At 68.6% G+C, this 18,520-nt stretch carries 12 protein-coding genes; 1 reads left to right on the top strand and 11 read right to left on the bottom strand.

Translation table 11 applies throughout. From position 1 onward, the window contains the following. Window positions 1-74 precede the first annotated feature (74 nt). The 11 genes from rpoB to KILIM_RS00925 form a co-directional block, all read right to left on the bottom strand. Complete coding sequence (gene rpoB, locus KILIM_RS00975) at window positions 75-3,560, bottom strand: DNA-directed RNA polymerase subunit beta (RefSeq protein ID WP_006590727.1); 3,486 nt, start codon at window positions 3,558-3,560, stop codon at window positions 75-77. A gap of 331 nt (window positions 3,561-3,891) precedes the next feature. After that, window positions 3,892-4,632: a sensor histidine kinase gene (locus KILIM_RS23800; RefSeq protein WP_169330724.1), complete on the bottom strand. Its 741-nt coding sequence runs from the start codon at window positions 4,630-4,632 to the stop codon at window positions 3,892-3,894. A gap of 289 nt (window positions 4,633-4,921) precedes the next feature. Beyond that, window positions 4,922-5,218 (bottom strand): addiction module antidote protein, encoded by a 297-nt coding sequence (locus tag KILIM_RS00965; protein WP_006590725.1) that lies wholly within the window; start codon window positions 5,216-5,218, stop codon window positions 4,922-4,924. Further along, window positions 5,211-5,528, bottom strand: a complete 318-nt coding sequence (locus KILIM_RS00960) for a type II toxin-antitoxin system RelE/ParE family toxin (protein ID WP_006590724.1) — start codon at window positions 5,526-5,528, stop codon at window positions 5,211-5,213. The genes KILIM_RS00965 and KILIM_RS00960 overlap by 8 nt, the downstream gene beginning before the upstream one ends. A 161-nt stretch (window positions 5,529-5,689) precedes the next feature. Beyond that, entirely contained in the window at window positions 5,690-6,358 is a 669-nt protein-coding gene (locus KILIM_RS00955; protein WP_217997024.1) for a hypothetical protein, read from the bottom strand. Window positions 6,359-6,413: 55 nt separating this feature from the next. Next, entirely contained in the window at window positions 6,414-7,823 is a 1,410-nt protein-coding gene (locus tag KILIM_RS00950) for a selenium-binding protein SBP56-related protein (RefSeq protein ID WP_006590722.1), read from the bottom strand. 112 nt (window positions 7,824-7,935) lie between these two features. Beyond that, a complete protein-coding gene (locus KILIM_RS00945; RefSeq protein WP_006590721.1) occupies window positions 7,936-9,249 on the bottom strand; it encodes an anaerobic C4-dicarboxylate transporter in 1,314 nt (437 codons plus the stop codon). Beyond that, complete coding sequence (gene aspA, locus KILIM_RS00940) at window positions 9,246-10,694, bottom strand: aspartate ammonia-lyase (RefSeq protein ID WP_006590720.1); 1,449 nt, start codon at window positions 10,692-10,694, stop codon at window positions 9,246-9,248. The genes KILIM_RS00945 and aspA overlap by 4 nt, the downstream gene beginning before the upstream one ends. 153 nt (window positions 10,695-10,847) lie before the next feature. Continuing rightward, the gene (locus KILIM_RS00935) at window positions 10,848-12,005 is read right to left on the bottom strand and encodes a M20/M25/M40 family metallo-hydrolase (protein WP_006590719.1); all 1,158 of its coding nucleotides are present in this window, start codon (window positions 12,003-12,005) and stop codon (window positions 10,848-10,850) included. 8 nt (window positions 12,006-12,013) lie between these two features. Continuing rightward, on the bottom strand, window positions 12,014-13,639 hold the full coding sequence (locus KILIM_RS00930; protein WP_006590718.1) for an AbgT family transporter: 1,626 nt from the start codon (window positions 13,637-13,639) through the stop codon (window positions 12,014-12,016). Window positions 13,640-13,745: 106 nt separating this feature from the next. Continuing rightward, on the bottom strand, window positions 13,746-14,567 hold the full coding sequence (locus KILIM_RS00925; protein ID WP_006590717.1) for a hypothetical protein: 822 nt from the start codon (window positions 14,565-14,567) through the stop codon (window positions 13,746-13,748). Window positions 14,568-14,712: 145 nt separating this feature from the next. Between KILIM_RS00925 and KILIM_RS00920 the strand changes: the two genes are divergently transcribed. Next, entirely contained in the window at window positions 14,713-18,477 is a 3,765-nt protein-coding gene (locus KILIM_RS00920) for an AAA family ATPase (RefSeq protein ID WP_006590716.1), read from the top strand. Window positions 18,478-18,520: the final 43 nt, after the last annotated feature.

The raw sequence follows: 18,520 nt of genomic DNA, 5'->3' as shown, positions 1-18,520 counted from the left end.
GCTCGCGGTTTCCCGGGCTCCGGTCGGATCTCGCTAGCGCGAAATCCGACCGAAGCGCACGGTTGTGCAGATGTCTAAACTTCTTCTACCGAGCTCGGCTCGCGCCGGGATAGGTCGATGCCGAGCTCTTCGGCTGCGCGGAAGACCTCTTGGTCGGGCTCGCGCAGGTCGATCTGCGTGCCGTCGGAGGAGAGCACCTCCACGTTCAGGCACAAGCTCTGCATTTCCTTGATGAGCACCTTGAAGGACTCGGGAATGCCGGGCTCGGGGATGTTCTCGCCCTTGACGATGGCCTCGTACACCTTGACGCGGCCGGTGACGTCGTCGGACTTGATCGTCAGCAGCTCCTGCAGCGCGTAGGCCGCGCCGTACGCCTCGAGGGCCCACACCTCCATCTCACCGAAGCGCTGGCCACCGAACTGCGCCTTACCACCCAGCGGCTGCTGCGTGATCATCGAGTACGGGCCGGTGCTGCGGGCATGGATCTTGTCGTCCACGAGGTGGTGCAGCTTGAGGATGTACATGTAGCCGACGCTGACCGGGTCGGGGTACGGCTCGCCGGAGCGGCCGTCGAACAGCCGCGCCTTGCCGGAGGCGCCGATGAGGCGCTGTCCGTCGCGGGTCGGCAGGGTCGAGTCGAGCAGGCCGGTGATCTCGCCCTCGCGGGCGCCGTCGAACACCGGGGTGGCGACGCGGGTGCCGGGCGGGGCCGAGCGCGCGTCGTCGGGGACCATGTCGGCCCACTCCGGCTCGCCGGCGATCTCCCAACCGCGGCTGGCGGCCCAGCCCAGGTGCAGCTCCAGAATCTGCCCGATGTTCATACGGCCGGGCACACCCAGGGGGTTGAGCACGACGTCGACGGGGGTGCCGTCCTCGAGGAACGGCATGTCCTCGACCGGGAGGATCTTGGAGATGACGCCCTTGTTGCCGTGGCGGCCGGCGAGCTTGTCACCGTCGGTGATCTTGCGCTTGTTGGCGACGTAGACGCGCACCAGCTGGTTGACGCCCGGCGGCAGCTCGTCGCCCTCTTCGCGGTCGAACACCTTGACGCCGATGACCGTGCCGGTCTCGCCGTGCGGCACCTTCAGGGAGGTGTCGCGCACCTCGCGGGCCTTCTCACCGAAGATCGCGCGCAGCAGCCGCTCCTCCGGGGTCAGCTCGGTCTCACCCTTGGGGGTGACCTTGCCGACGAGCAGGTCGCCGTCGCGCACCTCGGCGCCGATGCGGATGATGCCGCGCTCGTCGAGGTCGGCCAGCACCTCTTCGGAGACGTTCGGGATGTCCCGCGTGATCTCCTCCGGGCCCAGCTTGGTGTCGCGGGCGTCGACCTCGTGCTCCTCGATGTGGATGGAGGAGAGCACGTCGTCCTGCACCAGGCGCTGGCTCAGGATGATCGCGTCTTCGAAGTTGTAGCCCTCCCACGGCATGAACGCGACGAGCAGGTTGCGGCCCAGGCTCATCTCGCCGCCGTCGGTCGCGGGACCGTCGGCGATGACGTCGCCGACCTCCAGGCGCTGGTTCTCGGCCACGACGACCCGCTGGTTGTAGCTGGTGCCCTGGTTGGAGCGCATGAACTTGGCGATGCGGTAGGAGACGTGGGTGCCGTCGTCGTTGCCGACGGACACGACGTCGGCCGAGACCGACTCCACGACACCGGCCTTGGTGGCGCGCACGACGTCACCGGAGTCCAGCGCGGCGCGGTACTCCATGCCGGTGCCCACGAAGGGCGCCTCGGAGCGCACGAGCGGCACGGCCTGACGCTGCATATTGGCGCCCATGAGCGCCCGGTTGGCGTCGTCGTGCTCGAGGAACGGGATGAGCGCGGTGGCCGCGGAGACCATCTGGCGCGGCGAGACGTCCATGTACTCGACCTCCCCGGCGGGCAGGTCTTCGGACTCACCACCCTTGGAGCGCACGAGCACCCGCTCGTCAACGAAGTAGCCGTCCTCACCGATGGGCGCGTTGGCCTGGGCGATGACGAACTCGTCTTCCTCGTCGGCGGACAGGTAGTGCACCTCGTCGGTGACGCGACCCTCGAGCACCTTGCGGTAGGGGGTCTCGACGAAACCGAACGGGTTGATGCGTCCGTAGGAGGCGAGCGAGCCGATGAGGCCGATGTTCGGGCCTTCCGGAGTCTCGATGGGGCACATGCGGCCGTAGTGCGACGGGTGGACGTCGCGGACCTCCATGCCGGCGCGGTCGCGGGAGAGACCACCCGGGCCGAGCGCGGAGAGGCGGCGCTTGTGGGTCAGGCCCGCGAGCGGGTTGTTCTGGTCCATGAACTGCGAGAGCTGGCTGGTGCCGAAGAACTCGCGGATCGAGGCCACGACGGGGCGGATGTTGATCAGGGTTTGCGGCGTGATGGCCTCGACGTCCTGAGTCGTCATGCGCTCGCGCACGACCCGCTCCATACGGGACAGGCCGGTGCGGACCTGGTTCTGGATGAGCTCGCCGACATTGCGCAGGCGGCGGTTGCCGAAGTGGTCGATGTCGTCGGTCTCGACGCGGATCTCGACGTCCTGACCGCGGCGGCGGCCGGGGATCGTCTCCTGGCCGGCGTGCAGGGCGACGATGTACTTGATCGTGGCGACGATGTCGTCGACGGTCAGGGTCGACTCGGTGAGCGCGCCCTCGATGCCCAGCTTCTTGTTGACCTTGTAGCGGCCGACCTTGGCCAGGTCATAGCGCTTGGGGTTGAAGTAGAGGTTGTCGAGCAGCGCCTGCGCGGCCTCCTTGGTCGGCGGCTCGCCCGGGCGCAGCTTGCGGTAGATGTCGAGCAGCGCGTCGTCCTGACCCGTCGTGGAGTCCTTCTCCAGGGTCTGGCGGATGGAGTCGTACTCGCCGAACTCCTCCAGGATGCGGGCGTCGGACCAGCCGAGGGCCTTGAGCAGCACGGTGACGGACTGCTTGCGCTTGCGGTCGACGCGCACGCCGACCATGTCGCGCTTGTCGATCTCGAACTCGAGCCATGCGCCGCGGCTGGGGATGACCTTGGCGGAGTAGATGTCCTTGTCCGAGGTCTTGTCGGGCGTGCGCTCGAAGTAGACGCCCGGGCTGCGGACAAGCTGGGAGACGACGACGCGCTCGGTGCCGTTGATGATGAAGGTGCCGCGCTCGGTCATCAGCGGGAAGTCGCCCATGAAGACCGTCTGGGACTTGATCTCGCCGGTCGTGTTGTTCATAAACTCGGCGGTGACGAACAGCGGGGCGCTGTACGTCATGTCCCGCTCCTTGCACTCCTCGATGGAGTACTTCTGCTCCTCGAACCGGTGGTCGCGGAAGCTGAGGCTCATCGAGCCGGAGAAGTCTTCGATCGGCGAGATCTCCTCGAAGATCTCCTCGAGCCCGGAGCGCTCGGGCACGTCGTCGCGGCCGGCCTCGATGGCGTCGGCCACGCGCTCCTGCCAGCGCTCGTTGCCGAGCAGCCAGTCAAAGCTCTCGGTCTGGAGTGCCAGCAGGTCGGGCACCTCCAGTGGTTCGCGGATCTTCGCGAAAGACACACGGCCAGAGGCCGTGATAGCGCTGGACATCTTCTGGGTCGCGGATCGCGAGGCAGCCAAGGATGGTCCTTCCAGAGGCCTGGGTTCAACGGCGGTCGCGCCTGCCGTGATGCCCGTTTGCCTCGCGGAGTCGACCCCTGACCAGCCACTTCACGACAGTCTTCGGCCGCGACCGAAGGGTGCCGTTGGGTTGGTGATCGGAGAGCGCTCGACGTGGACGTGGAGCATAGGCAGCGCAAAGCGACAGCATACCCATGCTCGCCAGTGAAGTCCAATCGACTCCCATCGGCGCGTTCGGGGCCGGACCTGAGCCCCGCGTGACCACCACCTGAAGTGTCGTGGGCCACGAGTCGCCAGGTCAAGCACTTGTGACGAACTGGCTTCGGAGCGCTCACGTCGCGCGCAGGAAGGACCTTCGGCGCAGACGGGTGGTGGGCAGCCAGCGGGCTCGTGTCAGCCGGGAGCGGTTGGTGTTGACGCGGCCTGTCGCGGCGGCCCTCGCGCCGGGTGCGGAGGCTTGGGCGCGCACCATCCACTGCGTACCCTCGATGCCTGCACGCAGGGAGCCACCGGCTCTTTCGAGGTCGTCGGCGACCAGCGTGAGCCCGACCCCACTGGAGGGGGCGGGGCGGCGCGCCGCAGGCACGTCGTTGCTGATCGTGAGTTCGAGCCCGTCGCTGCTGATCGCGCCGGTGAAGCGGCACGCCGCGCCCGGGGCGTGTTTGGTGATGTTGGCGGCGGCCTCGCGGACGACGGCGAGGAAAAGGGCGGAGGTGTCGGGGTCGGTGGGCTCGAAGGTCACCTCAGTGTGGACCTCGTGGCCGAGGCCGCCTCGTGGGCCGCGGCCGTCGCCTCCGCCGCGGCCGCGCACCGCATCGGCGCCGTCTTGGACCTCCACCGGGGGCGACCCCTTGACCCCGGACGGCGCGCCGCCCTCCGGTACCTCGCCGACATTCCCGACCTGCGACGCCTGAGAGCTTTCATCAAAGACGTCGAGGAAATGATCGACTCTGGTGACCCTGTGGTTTGTCAGGTGATCGACGGTTACCGCCGCGACAAGATCTCTCGCTTCAACACAGACTCCCTCGACGATTCCGTCGGCAACATGATTCAGATCGTGCTCGACCGCCACCCCGACGACGCTCGGGTGATCGCCGCCTTGGCCGCCAGTGCCGACCGACATGGCCTGAGAACCTGCATGACCCGCAGACGCGCCGCCACCACGCAAGCCGTCCGCCAACCCGAAACTTGGTCACCCCACCTGCTGCCATCGCTGCAGAGCCTTCGGGACCGCGGAACACTCACCGCACCCTGGCCAGAGGGCCTGCCACGCTCCTGTCATTGTCCACCACCACGGACAACGAAAGCTACAGGCGGAGGCCGACGCCCTGTCCATTCTCATCAACCGGGCTTGTCGATTGTCAGGCGACAGTGTGCAACTCGAATCGGAGGCCGAGGGCGTGAGTGACCTTGAGGATGGTTGACCAGGTGGGATTGCCGTCAGCAGAGAGAGCCTTGTAGAGGCCATCGCGGCTCATTCCCACTCGACGAGCGAGCTCGCTCATGTTCTGTGATCGGGCGATAACCCCCAGAGCCCGTGGAACCGCACTCGGATCCTCGTCAGATTGCTCCAGGGCGATCTCGAGATAGGCAGCGACATCGTCGAGATCCTCGAGGTAGTCGGCGGCATCGAAACGGGTGTATTTCGCGCTAGTCATCGTGCGCTCCCTTCTCAGATCGGTACTCTTCGGCGAGGCGATATGCTCGCTCGACGTCTCGTTGCTGCGTGGCCTTGTCGCCCCCGCACAGCAGCAGAACGAGACGCGGACCGTCGTGCAGGTAGTAGATGCGGTAGCCGGGACCGAACATCATCCGTAGTTCCCACACGCCATGACCGACCTGCTTGGCGTTCCCCGCGTTGCCAGCGCCCAGTCTGTCGAGGCGGTCAACGATCCGCAGCCTTGCTGCACGGTCCTTGAGTCGTCGAAGCCATCGGCTGAAGTCATCGGTGCTGATGACCTCATACATATGTCGACTATAGCTGACAGTTTGACGCTTGGGCCAGCAGTGCGCTCCGAATGGGGACCGCGGACCATGGGCAAGTCGAGCGGAGACGCCCGGACGACCCGCCGAGCGGCGCGTAGCCGTTAGCGATGTCTCCAGTCAGGCCTCGTCACGCCGCGGCGCGGCTAGCCATGGCCGAGCCACACGAAGAGGCCGGCCAGGATGAAGGCCGCGGCCCAAATCTTGTCGAGGTTGATCCACGCAGAACGCAGGATGCGCAGACCGACGACCCGGTACACCAGCAGGGCGACGACGCCGGCGGTGACCATCATCGCCAGCGCGTGGACCACCGCGACGACCACCGCCGCCCACAGAGCACTTGCGAGCGTGTGCTCCAGCATCGACTCCGCCGGGGCGCTCAGCAACACCGGCGCCAACATCAGGCCCGCACCGGTAACCGTCGACATGAGGAACGACCACCACGCCAACTCCCACACCGACAGCCGCATGCCGACCCACCGGAAGTGCCGGCGGCGCAGCAGCAACCAGATACCGAACGCAACGAGGCCCACCGAGAAGACCCCCAGGGTCACCGCCCGCGTGACCTGGGAGGCGAACACCGTGATCGCCAACGCCATCGGCAACACCGACGCCTCGTGCCCAATCGTGATCGGCACCAGCGTGCGCAGAATCGCCCGGGCGCTCTTCTCCTGCAACCCGTACGACACCGCGAACAGCCAACCCATCCCCGGGTTGATGCCGTGAAACACCCCGAGCCCCGCCGCCGCCAGCAGCATCCCGGCATCCAGGCCCGCGTGACCCGACGGCATCCCGCCGTGCAGGGGCAGCGTCACGTCGAGCAGACCTGGGGCCCCGGCACCACGGTGGTCCGCGCAGCGGTGACCGGCATCAGCTGAAGCAGTAGCTGTCGCTGGACGCGTCGCCACCTTCCAGGTGCACCTGATGCACCCGGTTGCCGCGGAACTGCCCCTGCCCCACAAAGAAGTCGGGGTCGAGGGTCATGGTGCCGTCGGCGATATTCGCCTTGACCATCCAGGCGCCCACGCCGTCGGGGTAGAACTGGTCGTCCCAGGCGCCGTAGAGGCTGTTGGTCCAGTACACGCGCTTACCGTCGCGGCTGATCTCGACCATCTGCGGCGCCCCGAGCAGCGGCACGTCGGGCCGGCTGGGATGCGGGGCGCGGGTCGCGATGCCGCCGACGCGGATCTCGCCGACCTGCGTGACGTTCAGCGGGTCGGAGACGTCGAGCATGATCGAGCGGCCCTGCCCGAAGCAGGAGACGAACAGGTACTTGTCGTCGACGGTCAGGTCGATGTCGGTGATGAGCGCCGGCACCGCACCGAACCCCTTGAGCAGGTTCGGCAGCAGGTCGACGTCGTCGCACGGCTCGGCGGGGATGTCGAAGACCTTCTTGATCGCGAACTCTTCCCCGTCGCGATACCAGCACCAGATCGACCCCGAAAGATCCTCCGTCGAAATGACGATCCCGACGAAGCCGTACTCCTTGGCGGGGTCGTGCGCGGGCCGCAGCTCCAGCGTCATCTGGTACTGCTCCCCCAGATCGATGGTCTGGATGTTGCGGCGCTTCTTCATGTCGAAGAAGTGCAGCTTGTGGCCGTACTTGTTGGCCAGCAGCTCTTCGGGGATGATCCCGTTCTCGATCTGGCGCGGCGTGCCCCACTCGCTGGTGATCATCACGTCGTGATTGATGTGCCACCAGAAGTCGTACGCCAGGTACTGGTCGCCGCGATCTTTCTCCCAGGTGCCGATGACCTCGTACGTGTCGTGGTCGAGCAGGGCGATGCCGCCCGGGCCCTCGTCGCCGTCGGCGGCACCCAGATTGGTGACGTAGATGCCCTCCGGACCGCAGTGAGCAGTGTGCGGTCGGCTGTAGCCGGACTTGGCCTTGTACTCCTGCGGCTCGATGATCTTGGCGATGCTCGGGTTCTTCGGGTCTTTCTTGACGTCGACGAAGTGGATGCGGCTGGAGCGCAGCCCCATGAACAGCAGGTGCCGCCGCTCAACGTGCGGGTGGGGGTTGCTCGGGCACAGCGCGCTACTGCAGGCGTTCCACCCGTGGTGGTGCAGCTCGTCGCCGACGTTCGGCATCTCGCACCAGCCCACGACCTGGCTGTACGTCGGGGAGTTCGGGTCGAGGTCGACGGCAGCCACCGCGTCTTTCTGCGGCTCACCCTCGTCGCGCCAGAACGTCGCGACATAGCCGTACCGCTCGGGCGGCGCCTCCATGGCCATGCTCGGCGAGGGGTAGAAGGTGGGGTCCGGTCGGAAGGTCGTCATCGCTGCTCCTGCACGCCGTTACCGCAACGCGCCGGGCGGCGCGGAACCCCCATCATGTCCCGCCTGCCCGGCGCGCACCAGCCTTACCTCCGTCCCCGACAGCTACTCACCCTCAAATGATGAGGGCGCCGAAGAGGAAGCCGAGGATCACCGCGAAGGCGATCGTCAGAACCCCCGGTACCAGGAACGGGTGGTTGAAGACCGCCTTGCCGATACGGGTACTCCCCGTGTCATCCATCTCCACCGCCGCGAGCAGCGTCGGGTAGGTCGGCAACACGAACAGCGCCGACACCGCAGGGAACGCCGCCACGGCCGCCCCCGGGGCCACTCCGAGGGCCAGGGCCGTCGGCATGAGCGCCTTGGTGGTCGCCGCCTGCGAGTACAGCAGCGCCGCGGCGAAGAACAGCACGACCGCCAGCAGCCACGGGAAGTCGGTCAGCAGGCCGCCGGCCGCACGCTCGATGTCGTCGGTGTAGGCCTGCACGAAGGTCGTGCCCAGCCAGGCGACGCCCAGCACGCAGATCGAGGCGCTCATGCCCGACTTGAAGGTCGACGCCGAGAGGATGTCGCTCGGCGCGATGCGCGCCAGCAGCACCGTCACGGCGGCGATCGTCAGCATGAACGCGATGATCGCCTGATCGCGACCCATGACCGGGTCTTCGATGAGCCCGACCCGGTCGGAGATGGCCGTCGCATACCCCATGACCGCCACCAGTCCCACCAGGAACACCAGCACCGACGCCCGAGCCTGTGGCTTGAGTTCGCGGCGCTGCTCGCCGCGCAGTGAGACGACACCGCGCGCCAGCCGATCCTGATAGACGGGGTCCTTCGACAGTGGACTGTTGGGGTTGGCCCGGTCGATGAGCGTCATGACGAGCGCAGTAAGCATGCACGCAATGAACGTCGACGGAATCGCCACGCCCAACAGGTCGAGATAGCCCACCCCGAGCGGTTCGAGCACCGAGGAGAAATACACGACCGCCGCCGAAATCGGAGACGCCGTGATGGCGATCTGGGAAGCCACGACCGCGACCGACAACGGCCGCGACGGCCGGATGTCGTTCTCCTTGGCGACCTCGGTGATCACCGGCATCGTCGAGAATGCCGTGTGTCCCGTGCCGGCCATGAGCGTCATGAGATACGTGATGATCGGCGCGAGGAAGTTCAGGTGCTTGGGGTTGCGGCGCAGGATGCGCTCGGCGAGGTCGACCAGGTAGTCCATGCCACCGGCCACCTGCATGGCGGCGATCGCGCAGATCACCGACATGATGATGGAGATGACGTCGAGCGGCATGTCACCTGGGGTCAGGCCCAGAACGGCGAGAACAAGCACGCCGAGGCCGCCGGCGAAGCCGATGGCGATGCCGCCCAGGCGGGCACCGAGGAAGATCGCCGCGAGAACGACGAGCAGATGTATCCAGATCAACGTGCGGCCTTCGGGTCGGAGGCCACCTCGTCAGACGTGGTGGGCACGTAGCCGGGGTTCATGAGGTTCTCCAGCGAGAGCAGCCGATCGAGCATCTCCGCCTCCATCAGGCCCCGCTCGAGGACGAGCTCACGGACCCCGCGGCCGGTGCGCGCCGCCTCCTTGCCGATCTCGTCGCCCGCCTCGTGACCGATGTAGTCGTTGAGGTAGGTGATGACGCCGATGGAGTTCGTGACGTACCCCAGGCACACCTCCTTGTTGGCGGTGATGCCGTCGACACACTTCGTGCGCAGCACGTCGCAGGCGCGGGTGAGCAGCGTGATCGACTCGAACAGCGACTGCGCGATCACCGGCTCCATGACGTTGAGCTGCAACTGCCCGGCCTCCGCGCCCATCGTCACGGTGACGTCGTTGCCGATGACCTTGAAGCACACCTGGTTGACGACCTCGGGAATCACGGGGTTGACCTTGGCGGGCATGATCGACGAGCCGGCCTGCACCTCCGGGAGGTTGATCTCGTTGAGGCCCGCCCGCGGGCCGGAGGAAAGCAGCCGCAGGTCGTTGCAGATCTTCGACAGCTTCATCGAGAGCCGCTTGAGGGCGGCGTGGGTCATCACGTAGGCGCCGCAGTCGCTCGTGGCCTCGATGAGGTTCGGGGCGGGGATGCAGGGGCGTCCGCTGACGCGCGCGAGGTTGGTGACCGCGAGGGGCGCGTACCCGGGCGGCGTATTGAGGCCGGTGCCGATGGCGGTGGCGCCGAGGTTCATCTCCAGGAGCAGGTGGCGCGCGGTCTCCAGGTGGCGCAGCTCCTCCCCCAGCGTGATGCCGAAGGCGCTGAACTCCTGCCCGAGGGTCATGGGCACGGCGTCCTGCAGCTGAGTGCGGCCCATCTTCAGGACGTCGGTGGACTCCTCGCCCTTTGTGTGGAAGGCGTCGGCGAGTTCGGTGAGGGCCTTCTCGAGGCCGGCGACCATCTCGTCGACGGCGAGGCGGAACCCGCAGGGGTAGGCGTCGTTGGTCGACTGGCTGCGGTTGACGTGGTCGTTCGGGTTGACGACGTCGTAGGAGCCCTTGGGGTGGCCGAGGTGCTCGAGGGCGAGGTTGGCGATGACCTCATTGGTGTTCATGTTCAGCGACGTGCCGGCCCCACCCTGAAAGACGTCGACCGGGAACTGGTCGGCGCAGCGGCCGTGCTCGAGCACCTGATCGCAGGCCCAGACGATGGCGTCGGCGACGTCGGCCGGGAGCGCCCCGAGGGCCTTGTTGGTCAGCGCGGTGGCCTTCTTGACCATCACCATGCCGCGCACCATCGCCGGCACCTCACTGATAGTCCGCCCGGAGATCGGGAAATTCTCGACGGCGCGCACCGTGTGCACGCCGTAATACGCATCAGCGGGCACCGCCTTGCGTCCGAGCAGATCCGTCTCCCACCGAGTGTCTCCCACGCTGATCCCCTTTGACTCACGCAACTGTGGGCGGACTTGCCCACCGAACGAACCTAGTCCAGCGCGCACTGTCGAAGGGCTGCTAACGAGAAGGCAAGGACTTAGGCCCCGCCATAGACTCCAATCACTTCTTTGTAGAACTTGCCCGACGTGTTACCGATGGGCCGCGCCGAGTTGTTCAGCGACCGCCGCCATGAGAGCAGTTTGTCGGGATAGCCCCTTTACTGTGATGTGCTCATGACGCGCGTGCGGACCCGCTCCGATACCCCCGATTCCATCGATCACCGGCAGCCCGAGCGCGCTGACGAAATTACCGTCGCTGGCCCCGCCGACCGCGCGGGAGTCGACGGTCTCGTCCAGGTCTGCGGCCGCCGTTCGCAGCAGAGTCAACAAGCCTTGCGAGTGCGCCGTCGGGTTCATCGGTGGCCGATTGCGCTCGACGATCACCTCCAGGCTGCAGCGCGGATCGGTGACCGTCAGTGCCTCCAAGGCCGCCACCATCCGGTCCTCCTCCGCGGGGTCCTGAATGCGGATGTCCACCTCGCAGGAGGCGACGCCGGCAACCACGTTGCGCCCCGACCCGCCGCGGATGACGCCGACGTTGACGGTCGTCTCCCGCTCTCGGTCGGCGAGGGCGTTGATCTGGGGTATGAGAGCGGCGAGTTCGGTGATCGCCGACGCTCCGGCGTCGGGGTCGAGGCCGGCGTGCGACTCCACTCCGTGCACCTGCAGGTCGGCGAACACCATTCCCTTGCGCTGCAGCTTCACGTCGCCCGCGGCACTCGGCTCGGGGATGAGCGTGACGAGCGCATCGGCGGCGGCGGCCTCGATGTGCGGCCGACCGACAGACGAGCCGATCTCCTCGTCGCCGGTCAGCAGCAGCCGGACGGCAGGATGCGGCTCCCCGACCTCCCGTAGCACCAGCAGCATCCAGACCGTCTGGACGAGCCCGGCCTTCATGTCCAGCACTCCTGGCCCGGTGAGGATGTCGCCGTCGCGGGTCAACGGCCAGTCGTCGACGGTGCCCTCCGGCCAGACCGTGTCGTAGTGCACGAGGCACAGAACGGCACCTGGGGCGGTGCCCTCCCACGTCAGGTCGAGGACGTCGCCCCGAGCACCACCGTCGTGCCGCTGCCGACGGCTCGGCGCCCCGAGGCGAGTGGTGACGTAGTCCTCGATGTCGGCCAAGCCCGCGCGGAGCAGGTCGGGTCGGTCGCTGGGGGTCTCGACGTGGACGAGACGCCGCAGATCATCGATCATCGCCTCGACGTTCGTCGTCAGTAGGTCGCGGTAGCGGACAGCGTGTGTCATAGCGCCTTTCAGCGGACGGGGACGCCGGGCCCGAGCGGCAGTCCGATGGTGTACCAGAGGGCGAAGAATGCGAACCAGCCCACGAGCAGCGTCATGGAGATCGGCAGTGTCAGCGAGATCAGGGTGCCGATCCCGGCCTTACTGTAGTACTGCTGCACATATCCGAGCGCGAGCGCGAAGTAGGGACTCATCGGGCTAATAATGTTGGTCGGCGAGTCACCCATCCGGTAGAGCATTTGCGTCACCTCCGGTGAATAGCCGAGCAACATAAACATGGGAACGATCACCGGCGCCATAAGGGCGTACTGGGCCGAACCACTGGTGATGAAGAAGTTGATCGACGCGGTGAGCAGCACCAGCCCGGCGAATAGCACGAGCGGCGGCAGCCCGGCGCCCTCCAAGAGGCCAGCGCCCTCGATGGAGATGATCTGCCCGAGGTTGGACCAGCGGAAGTAGGCCAAGAACTGGGCAGCCGCGAAGAAGAGCACGAGCACGGGAGCGAGGGTGACGATGCCCTTACCCATCATTTTCGGCACGTCATCGAAGCTCGTGATCGCGCCGGTGGTGACGCCGTAGACGGCACCCGTGAGCCCGAACACGAGCGCGATGGGAACCACGACGTCCGTTAGCAGCGGGCTGTCGAGCGCCCCGGTCTCGCCGCGCAGAATCGAACCCGGCCAGAACAGCAACGCGAAGTAGGCCGCGAAGCAGAGCACAGCCGTGAGCGCCGCCCAGCGCAGACCGCGGCGTTCTGCGGCCGAGACCTCGAAGGGGTCCGCAGCATCGTCGCCGTCACCCACGACCCCCTGCTCCCCCGCCGAAGCCGCCTTGCGATCATCGGCGTCGCCATCGACTGCCTCGTCATCCACGGCCTCGTCATCGACCGCCTCGTCATCGACCATGGTGCGGGTGGTCTTGGTCAGCAACAACTCCGTGACGAGGGTGACCAGCGCCGCGAGCCAGACCGCGGAGGCCGCGGCGAAGAAGTAGTTGGCGACCGGGGTAACGACGTAGGTCTCGTCGATGATCTGCGCGGCCGAGGTCGACAGGCCGGCGAGGATCGCGTCGGTGCCGGTGATCAGCAGCGAGGCGTTGTAGCCCGCACTGGCCGACCCGAAGGCGACGACGGCGCCGAGCACGGGACTGCGCCCGACCGCCTTGAAGGCGGCCGCGCCGAGGGGGATGAGAACGACGTAAATCGCATCAGAGGCGACCGAGCCGGTCACGCCGGTGAGCGCCAGGACGAAGGTCAACCACCGCGGGGAGACCCGTGAGACGACCAGACGGATCGTCGCGCTGATGAGTCCGGTGTACTCGGCGACCGCAACGCCGAGCATGACGATGATGATGAGGCCCAACGGCGGGAAGCTCGTGAAATTCGGCACCGCCTCGCTGATGATCTGGTGGATCCCCTCCTGGTTGAGCAGGTCCACCACCTCGACGGTCTCCCCGTCCGTTGGCGAGACCGAGCTCAATCCCAACCGGCTCAGCGCCGAACTCAAGGCGAGCACGATCCCACCGAGGATGACGAACAACCAGAACGGGTGCGGGAGCAGATTCCCCACTCGTTCCAGAGCGCTCAAAGCGCCCACGAGTTTGCTCGGCTTCTCCTGCGTCCGCGCTGCTGTCGACATCGCATGCACCGTCCTGCTCGGGTTCAGGGCCCGCCCATCCAATCAGCCACCCGAGCAGGGCACCACCGGACGACGAAGGGATGGTTCGCCGGCCGCGAGGTGGCGGCTAGCGGCGGCAATGGGTGGGGTTCACCTTGTCGCGGCCCTCGATGAGGCCACCGGATCGGGTCTGGCCGGTGAGGGTCGCGGTGCGGCTGGCACAGGTCAGGCCGGTCGCGGACGTGCGGAAGGTGAGGACGAGGTCGCGTCGGCCGTCGCGGTTGACGTCGCGCAGCTGGTGGCTGCGAGCGCGCGTCTGCTTGGGCCCGAAGGTGAATGTCCGGGCGTCGAGCCGGTCGGCTCGCAGGTGCCGCGTGCTCAGCAGCGCGACCTGGACATCGACGCGACCGATCCGGACGTTGTTGTGTCGATTGCCCGGTACAACATCGACGGGGGCGAAGAGGTAGCAGTCCTCGACCTCGGCCTCGATGGGATTGCCCAGACCCGGCGTGCTGGACGACGATACGGCGATCGGGCCGGTGGCCAACGTGGTGAGCGCGCGCACGGTGAACACACCGAGGTGCGAGACGGGGTGCGGGACCTCGGTACCGCCGCCGCCGTCGATGGGCACGGTGGTCGGCTTCTTGACTCGCGGCACGACGATCGGCGAGCGCACGACGAGCGGGGTCTGGGGCGTCCACTCCTGCGTCGCCGGCTGGATCGCCGACACGAGAGTCGGGTAGTCCTTGCGGGCGATCGCCGGGTCGACGGAGCCCGGCGCACCCGACACGGCCACACCGAGGCGCAGGCCGTCGCGGCAGGCGTGCCGGACGTCGACAAGGGTCGCATCGGAGAACTGCCACGCGCGGGCGTGGGCGGCCGAGGCGGTGGCCAGGGTTGTCGCCAGCGCGACGGTCAGGGAGGCGGCGAGGACTCGGTTGCGATGCATGACGGGGCCTTTCGAGAGGATCAGGGGTCGATGAGCTGGCGCACGTGACTCTGGGAGAGCGATGCTTCGAGAAGCACCGGGTGCGCAGACTCTTCTGTGCGATTAAGGCTTGCTCCCCGCCGAGCCAGGCGGCAAGACTTGTGTCATGGCGGTGACGTTCCCGGCGTCGGCGCGGGAAAGTACGCACGGATCGCGAGGCATCCCGGCGTCGGTGGGGGCCGTGCTCGTGGCCGACCTGGTCGGCTTCACCCCGCTCACGCGCCACCTCAGCGCCAGGGGTCCCCGCGGGGTAGAAGCGCTGCACGACTGGCTGGACGAGACCTTTCACCGGTGGGACGAAGCCGTCGCGAGCGAGGGCGGCCAGGTCACCGCGTACGCCGGTGATGCCCTCACGGCCGTCTTCACCGCCCCGCATGCGCGCCGACGGGCACTCGCGGCCGCGCAACAGATGCAGCGGACCACGGGCCGGTTGCGCCCACTCGGCAGCCTCGTCGCCCCCGCACTACCCCCGCAGCCCCCACCCCCGACGCCGCTGCTGCGCATCGGGATCGCCACGGGGCACGTCAGCCGGACGACTCTCAGCTGGGCGATATCCGGCGACTCGGTCGGACCGAACGCTCTACCCGGCGGCGGACGGGTCGAGGCCAGCGGTGACGAGCCGCCGGCGCAGGTGCTCTCGTGCGAGGTGCTCTGGGGCGAGACGGTGCGGGCCGCCATGGCGGCCCAGCAGCGCGCCACCCCGGGCGGGATCGCCCTCGCAGAGGCGAACTCGGCCGCGATGCCTATGACGGCGAACGCTCCGGCAGACCAGGGCGCCCCGGCCGACGCGGCGAGCATCCGTTTCCTGGAGAGGCCCGGCGGCGGCGGTCGCGTCGGCCGGCAGCGCAGGGTTGCCGAGCACCGGGTGGTCACCACCGTGTTCGTCAGGCTCGGGCCGACCAGCGACGGTGTTGGGCCGGTGCGGGGGCTGCTGCCACAGGCGGCCGCAATCGTCGCTCGCTGCGGCGGGGAGTTGCGTCAGGTCGACGGCAGTGGACCGCGCTTCCAACTCGTGCTGGGGTTCGGCGCGCCCCGCGCGCGACCCGACGACGCCGCGGCCGCGGTGTCGTGCGCCACGCTGCTGCTGCAAGCGGCCCGCGACGTCGGGATCTGCGGGACCGCGGGCGTCGCTACCGGCACGGCCTTCTGTGCAGAGCTCGGCTCCCCCGCTCACCGGGAGTACGTCGTCGTCGGGGAGAGCGTCAACCTCGCGGCGCGCATGGCGGCCGCGGCCGGCCGTGACGACGCTCGACCGGACGATGCTCCGCTCGACGATGGCCAGGCCGGCGGCCAGACGGGGCAGGCGCGCGCCGTCGTCTGGATGGACGAGGCCACCGCGCAACGCTGCGGTCAGGCTTTGCATCCGCGCAGCAGGGGGCGCCGACAGTTCAAGGGGGCCGGCGAGGTCGCCGTCTACGCCACGCAGATCGAGCCGAGCGACCACGACCTCGCGTCACCCGAACCAGCGGGTCCCGACGCCATACCAGAGCTGAACAGCGGCAGCGCGGCGCGCTTCGTCGGACGAGCGCGGCAGCTGCGGCTGGCGGCCACGCTCTCCCGGCGTGCTGCCCGCGGCCACGGCGCGGCGCTGCTCGTCATAGGTGACCCGGGCATCGGCAAGAGCGCCTTCCTCGACGCGGTTGCCGAGGCCCTACCCACTCCCGAGACGATCATCGTCCGCACGGGCCAACCTCTGCCCGGCGACATCCGCCCCTACCTGCCGTGGCGACCGGTGTGGCGCGAGCTGCTGTTCGACGGCGCCAGGCCCGACCCGCAGACGGTTGCCGAGGCGGCCACGGCGGTAGACCTGCCTGACCTGGCTCCCCTGTTGGCGGCGCCACTCGGCCTGAGCGGGCACACCCCGCCGACGCGCAGGTGGGATCCGGGTGACCGGGCCCGCGCCACAACCCGCGTGCTACTCGCTCTGCTCGGCGCGCAACCGGATTCGCGCCCTCGGGTCATCGTCGTCGACGACGCGCACCGGCTCGACGAGCTGTCGATGCGCCTGCTGCACGACCTCATGGCGCGCGCCCCCGCGCTAGGACTGTTCCTGCTCGTGGCGAGCCCCTCCGAAACACCTTTTCCACACTTCTCTGGGCAATCTGGGAGCTCAGTAATCCGGATCCACCTCGGCAGCCTGGCCCTCGAAGAGCGCACGCGCCTCGCGCGCAGTTGGGGCCACGGAGCACTCCCAGCGCAGCAACTCACCGCCGCGATCGAGCGCAGCGGGGGCAACCCGCTCATGCTCAAGCACCTGCTGGCCTGCGCCGACGACCCCGCCCCGCCGTGGGGCGCCGATCCGAGCCTGCCGCTCGACGTGCATCGGCTCGTGCTGGCCCGAGTCGACGGCTTGCTCGGCCGCGACCAGCGAGTGCTGCGGGCGGCGGCAGTCATCGGGCCGCAGTTCACCGACGATGCGCTGCAGGCTGCTCTCGGCGGGAGCGCGGCCGGCGGACACGACCTGCGGGAGGAACTGGATCGGCTGAGCCGCATCGGCCTCCTGCAGCCCGACGCTCGCCAGGCGGGTCACAGATTCGTCGACACGCTCGTGCGAGACGTCGTCTACGCCGCCGCGAGCCTGGCAGACAGGGCGCACCTGCACGAGGCCACGGCACGGCATCTCGAGGCGACCCTGCCGCCCACCGACGGCGACGCGGCCGACCGGCAGACGCCGGACCGGGACGCGCGCGTCGACCTCGTGGACCTCCTCGCCCACCACTACGGGCGTACCGCCAACGTCGCCAAGCAACGAGAGTGGATCGGCGCGGCGGCCCGCGCGGCCGAACGCAGCTACGCCACGAGTGCCGCCCTCGGATACCTCGCGCACCTGGAGGCGATCGAGGTCGGCGGTCAACGGGCTCCGCTGCTGGTGCGCCGCGGGGCCCTGCTCGCCATCATCGCCCGGTGGTCCGAGGCGGAGATCGCGTTGCGGGAGGCGGTGCGGCTGGCCGAGCAGAGGCCTGACCGCGAGCAAGCCGACGCTGCACACACTGCCGCCGACGCCCGACGTGAACTCGGCAGCCTGCTCGTCTCCACCACCCGCTTCGAGGAGGCGGTCACTCTGCTCGCGCAGGCCGCCCGGCAACTGCGCGCTGCGAGCGACCTCGCGGGCGCGAGCCGAGCCCTTGACCGACTCGCTTTTGCGCACTTCCAGCACGGCGACATCGCTGCTGCGGGTCGGGCTGCGGCCCGCCAGCAGCGGCTCGCGGAGTCGCTCGGCGACGAAGCGCTCGTCGCGGCGGCTCTGGAGAACGTCGCGCTCACCGCCGCGGCGCGGGGGCAGCACGACGCGGCGCTACGCGGGCTCCGCGAGGCCCACCGCCGGGCCCAGCAGGTCGGCGACCCGCGCCTGACCGTGCACCTGTGCAACGACCTCGCCGGCGTGTACGCCCAGTCCGGCGACCTGCGAGCGGCGCAGCGTTGGCTGCGCCGCGCGATGCGCGCCGCCGCCCGCATGGGCTACGAACGAGCGACGGCCTACCTGACCGCCAACCTGGGCGAGGTGCGGCGCGCGACCGGCGATCTCGACTCCGCCTCCGCCCATTACGTGGAGGCGCTGCGCACCGCGCTGGCGATCGGCGACTGGGTCACCACGACCCAGTGCACCACCGGCTTGGCGATCTGCGCCGCGCAGCAGGGCCGTCCGGGTCATCGCCGGCTGCTGCGGCAGGCCAGGGCCGTCGCCGATTCCCTGCACCCCGCTTACGTGCTCGACGAGTTGGCCGAGTGCGAGGCCCGGCTCGCCGTCGCTGCCCCTGCGGACGCGCAGGACTGCGGCGACCCGATGGTCGACGCCCTCTTCGCCCAGGCGCTCGCCGCCGGGGCCGCTAGCGGTGCAAGCAAGGGGGGCATCCAGGCATCGGACCGATGACCGCGACATGGTGCCGCCTGGTCAACGGGGCCGCAGTGGAGGA

The sequence above is a fragment of the Kineosphaera limosa NBRC 100340 genome (genome assembly GCF_000298215.1).
In the GTDB taxonomy this organism is placed as follows: Bacteria; Actinomycetota; Actinomycetes; order Actinomycetales; family Dermatophilaceae; genus Kineosphaera; species Kineosphaera limosa.
Note: the sequence above shows the minus strand (reverse complement) of the source record. Positions and strands in the feature narration are given on the sequence as shown.

Excerpts from the sequence above, each read along its gene's own strand:
- KILIM_RS00965 (WP_006590725.1), bottom strand. The coding sequence starts at position 5,218 with ATGACTAGCGCGAAATACACCCGTTTCGATGCCGCCGACTACCTCGAG.
- KILIM_RS00960 (WP_006590724.1), bottom strand. The coding sequence starts at position 5,528 with ATGTATGAGGTCATCAGCACCGATGACTTCAGCCGATGGCTTCGACGA.
- KILIM_RS00950 (WP_006590722.1), bottom strand. The coding sequence starts at position 7,823 with ATGACGACCTTCCGACCGGACCCCACCTTCTACCCCTCGCCGAGCATG.
- KILIM_RS00920 (WP_006590716.1), top strand. The coding sequence starts at position 14,713 with ATGGCGGTGACGTTCCCGGCGTCGGCGCGGGAAAGTACGCACGGATCG.
- KILIM_RS00930 (WP_006590718.1), bottom strand. The coding sequence starts at position 13,639 with ATGTCGACAGCAGCGCGGACGCAGGAGAAGCCGAGCAAACTCGTGGGC.
- KILIM_RS00925 (WP_006590717.1), bottom strand. The coding sequence starts at position 14,567 with ATGCATCGCAACCGAGTCCTCGCCGCCTCCCTGACCGTCGCGCTGGCG.
- KILIM_RS00935 (WP_006590719.1), bottom strand. The coding sequence starts at position 12,005 with ATGACACACGCTGTCCGCTACCGCGACCTACTGACGACGAACGTCGAG.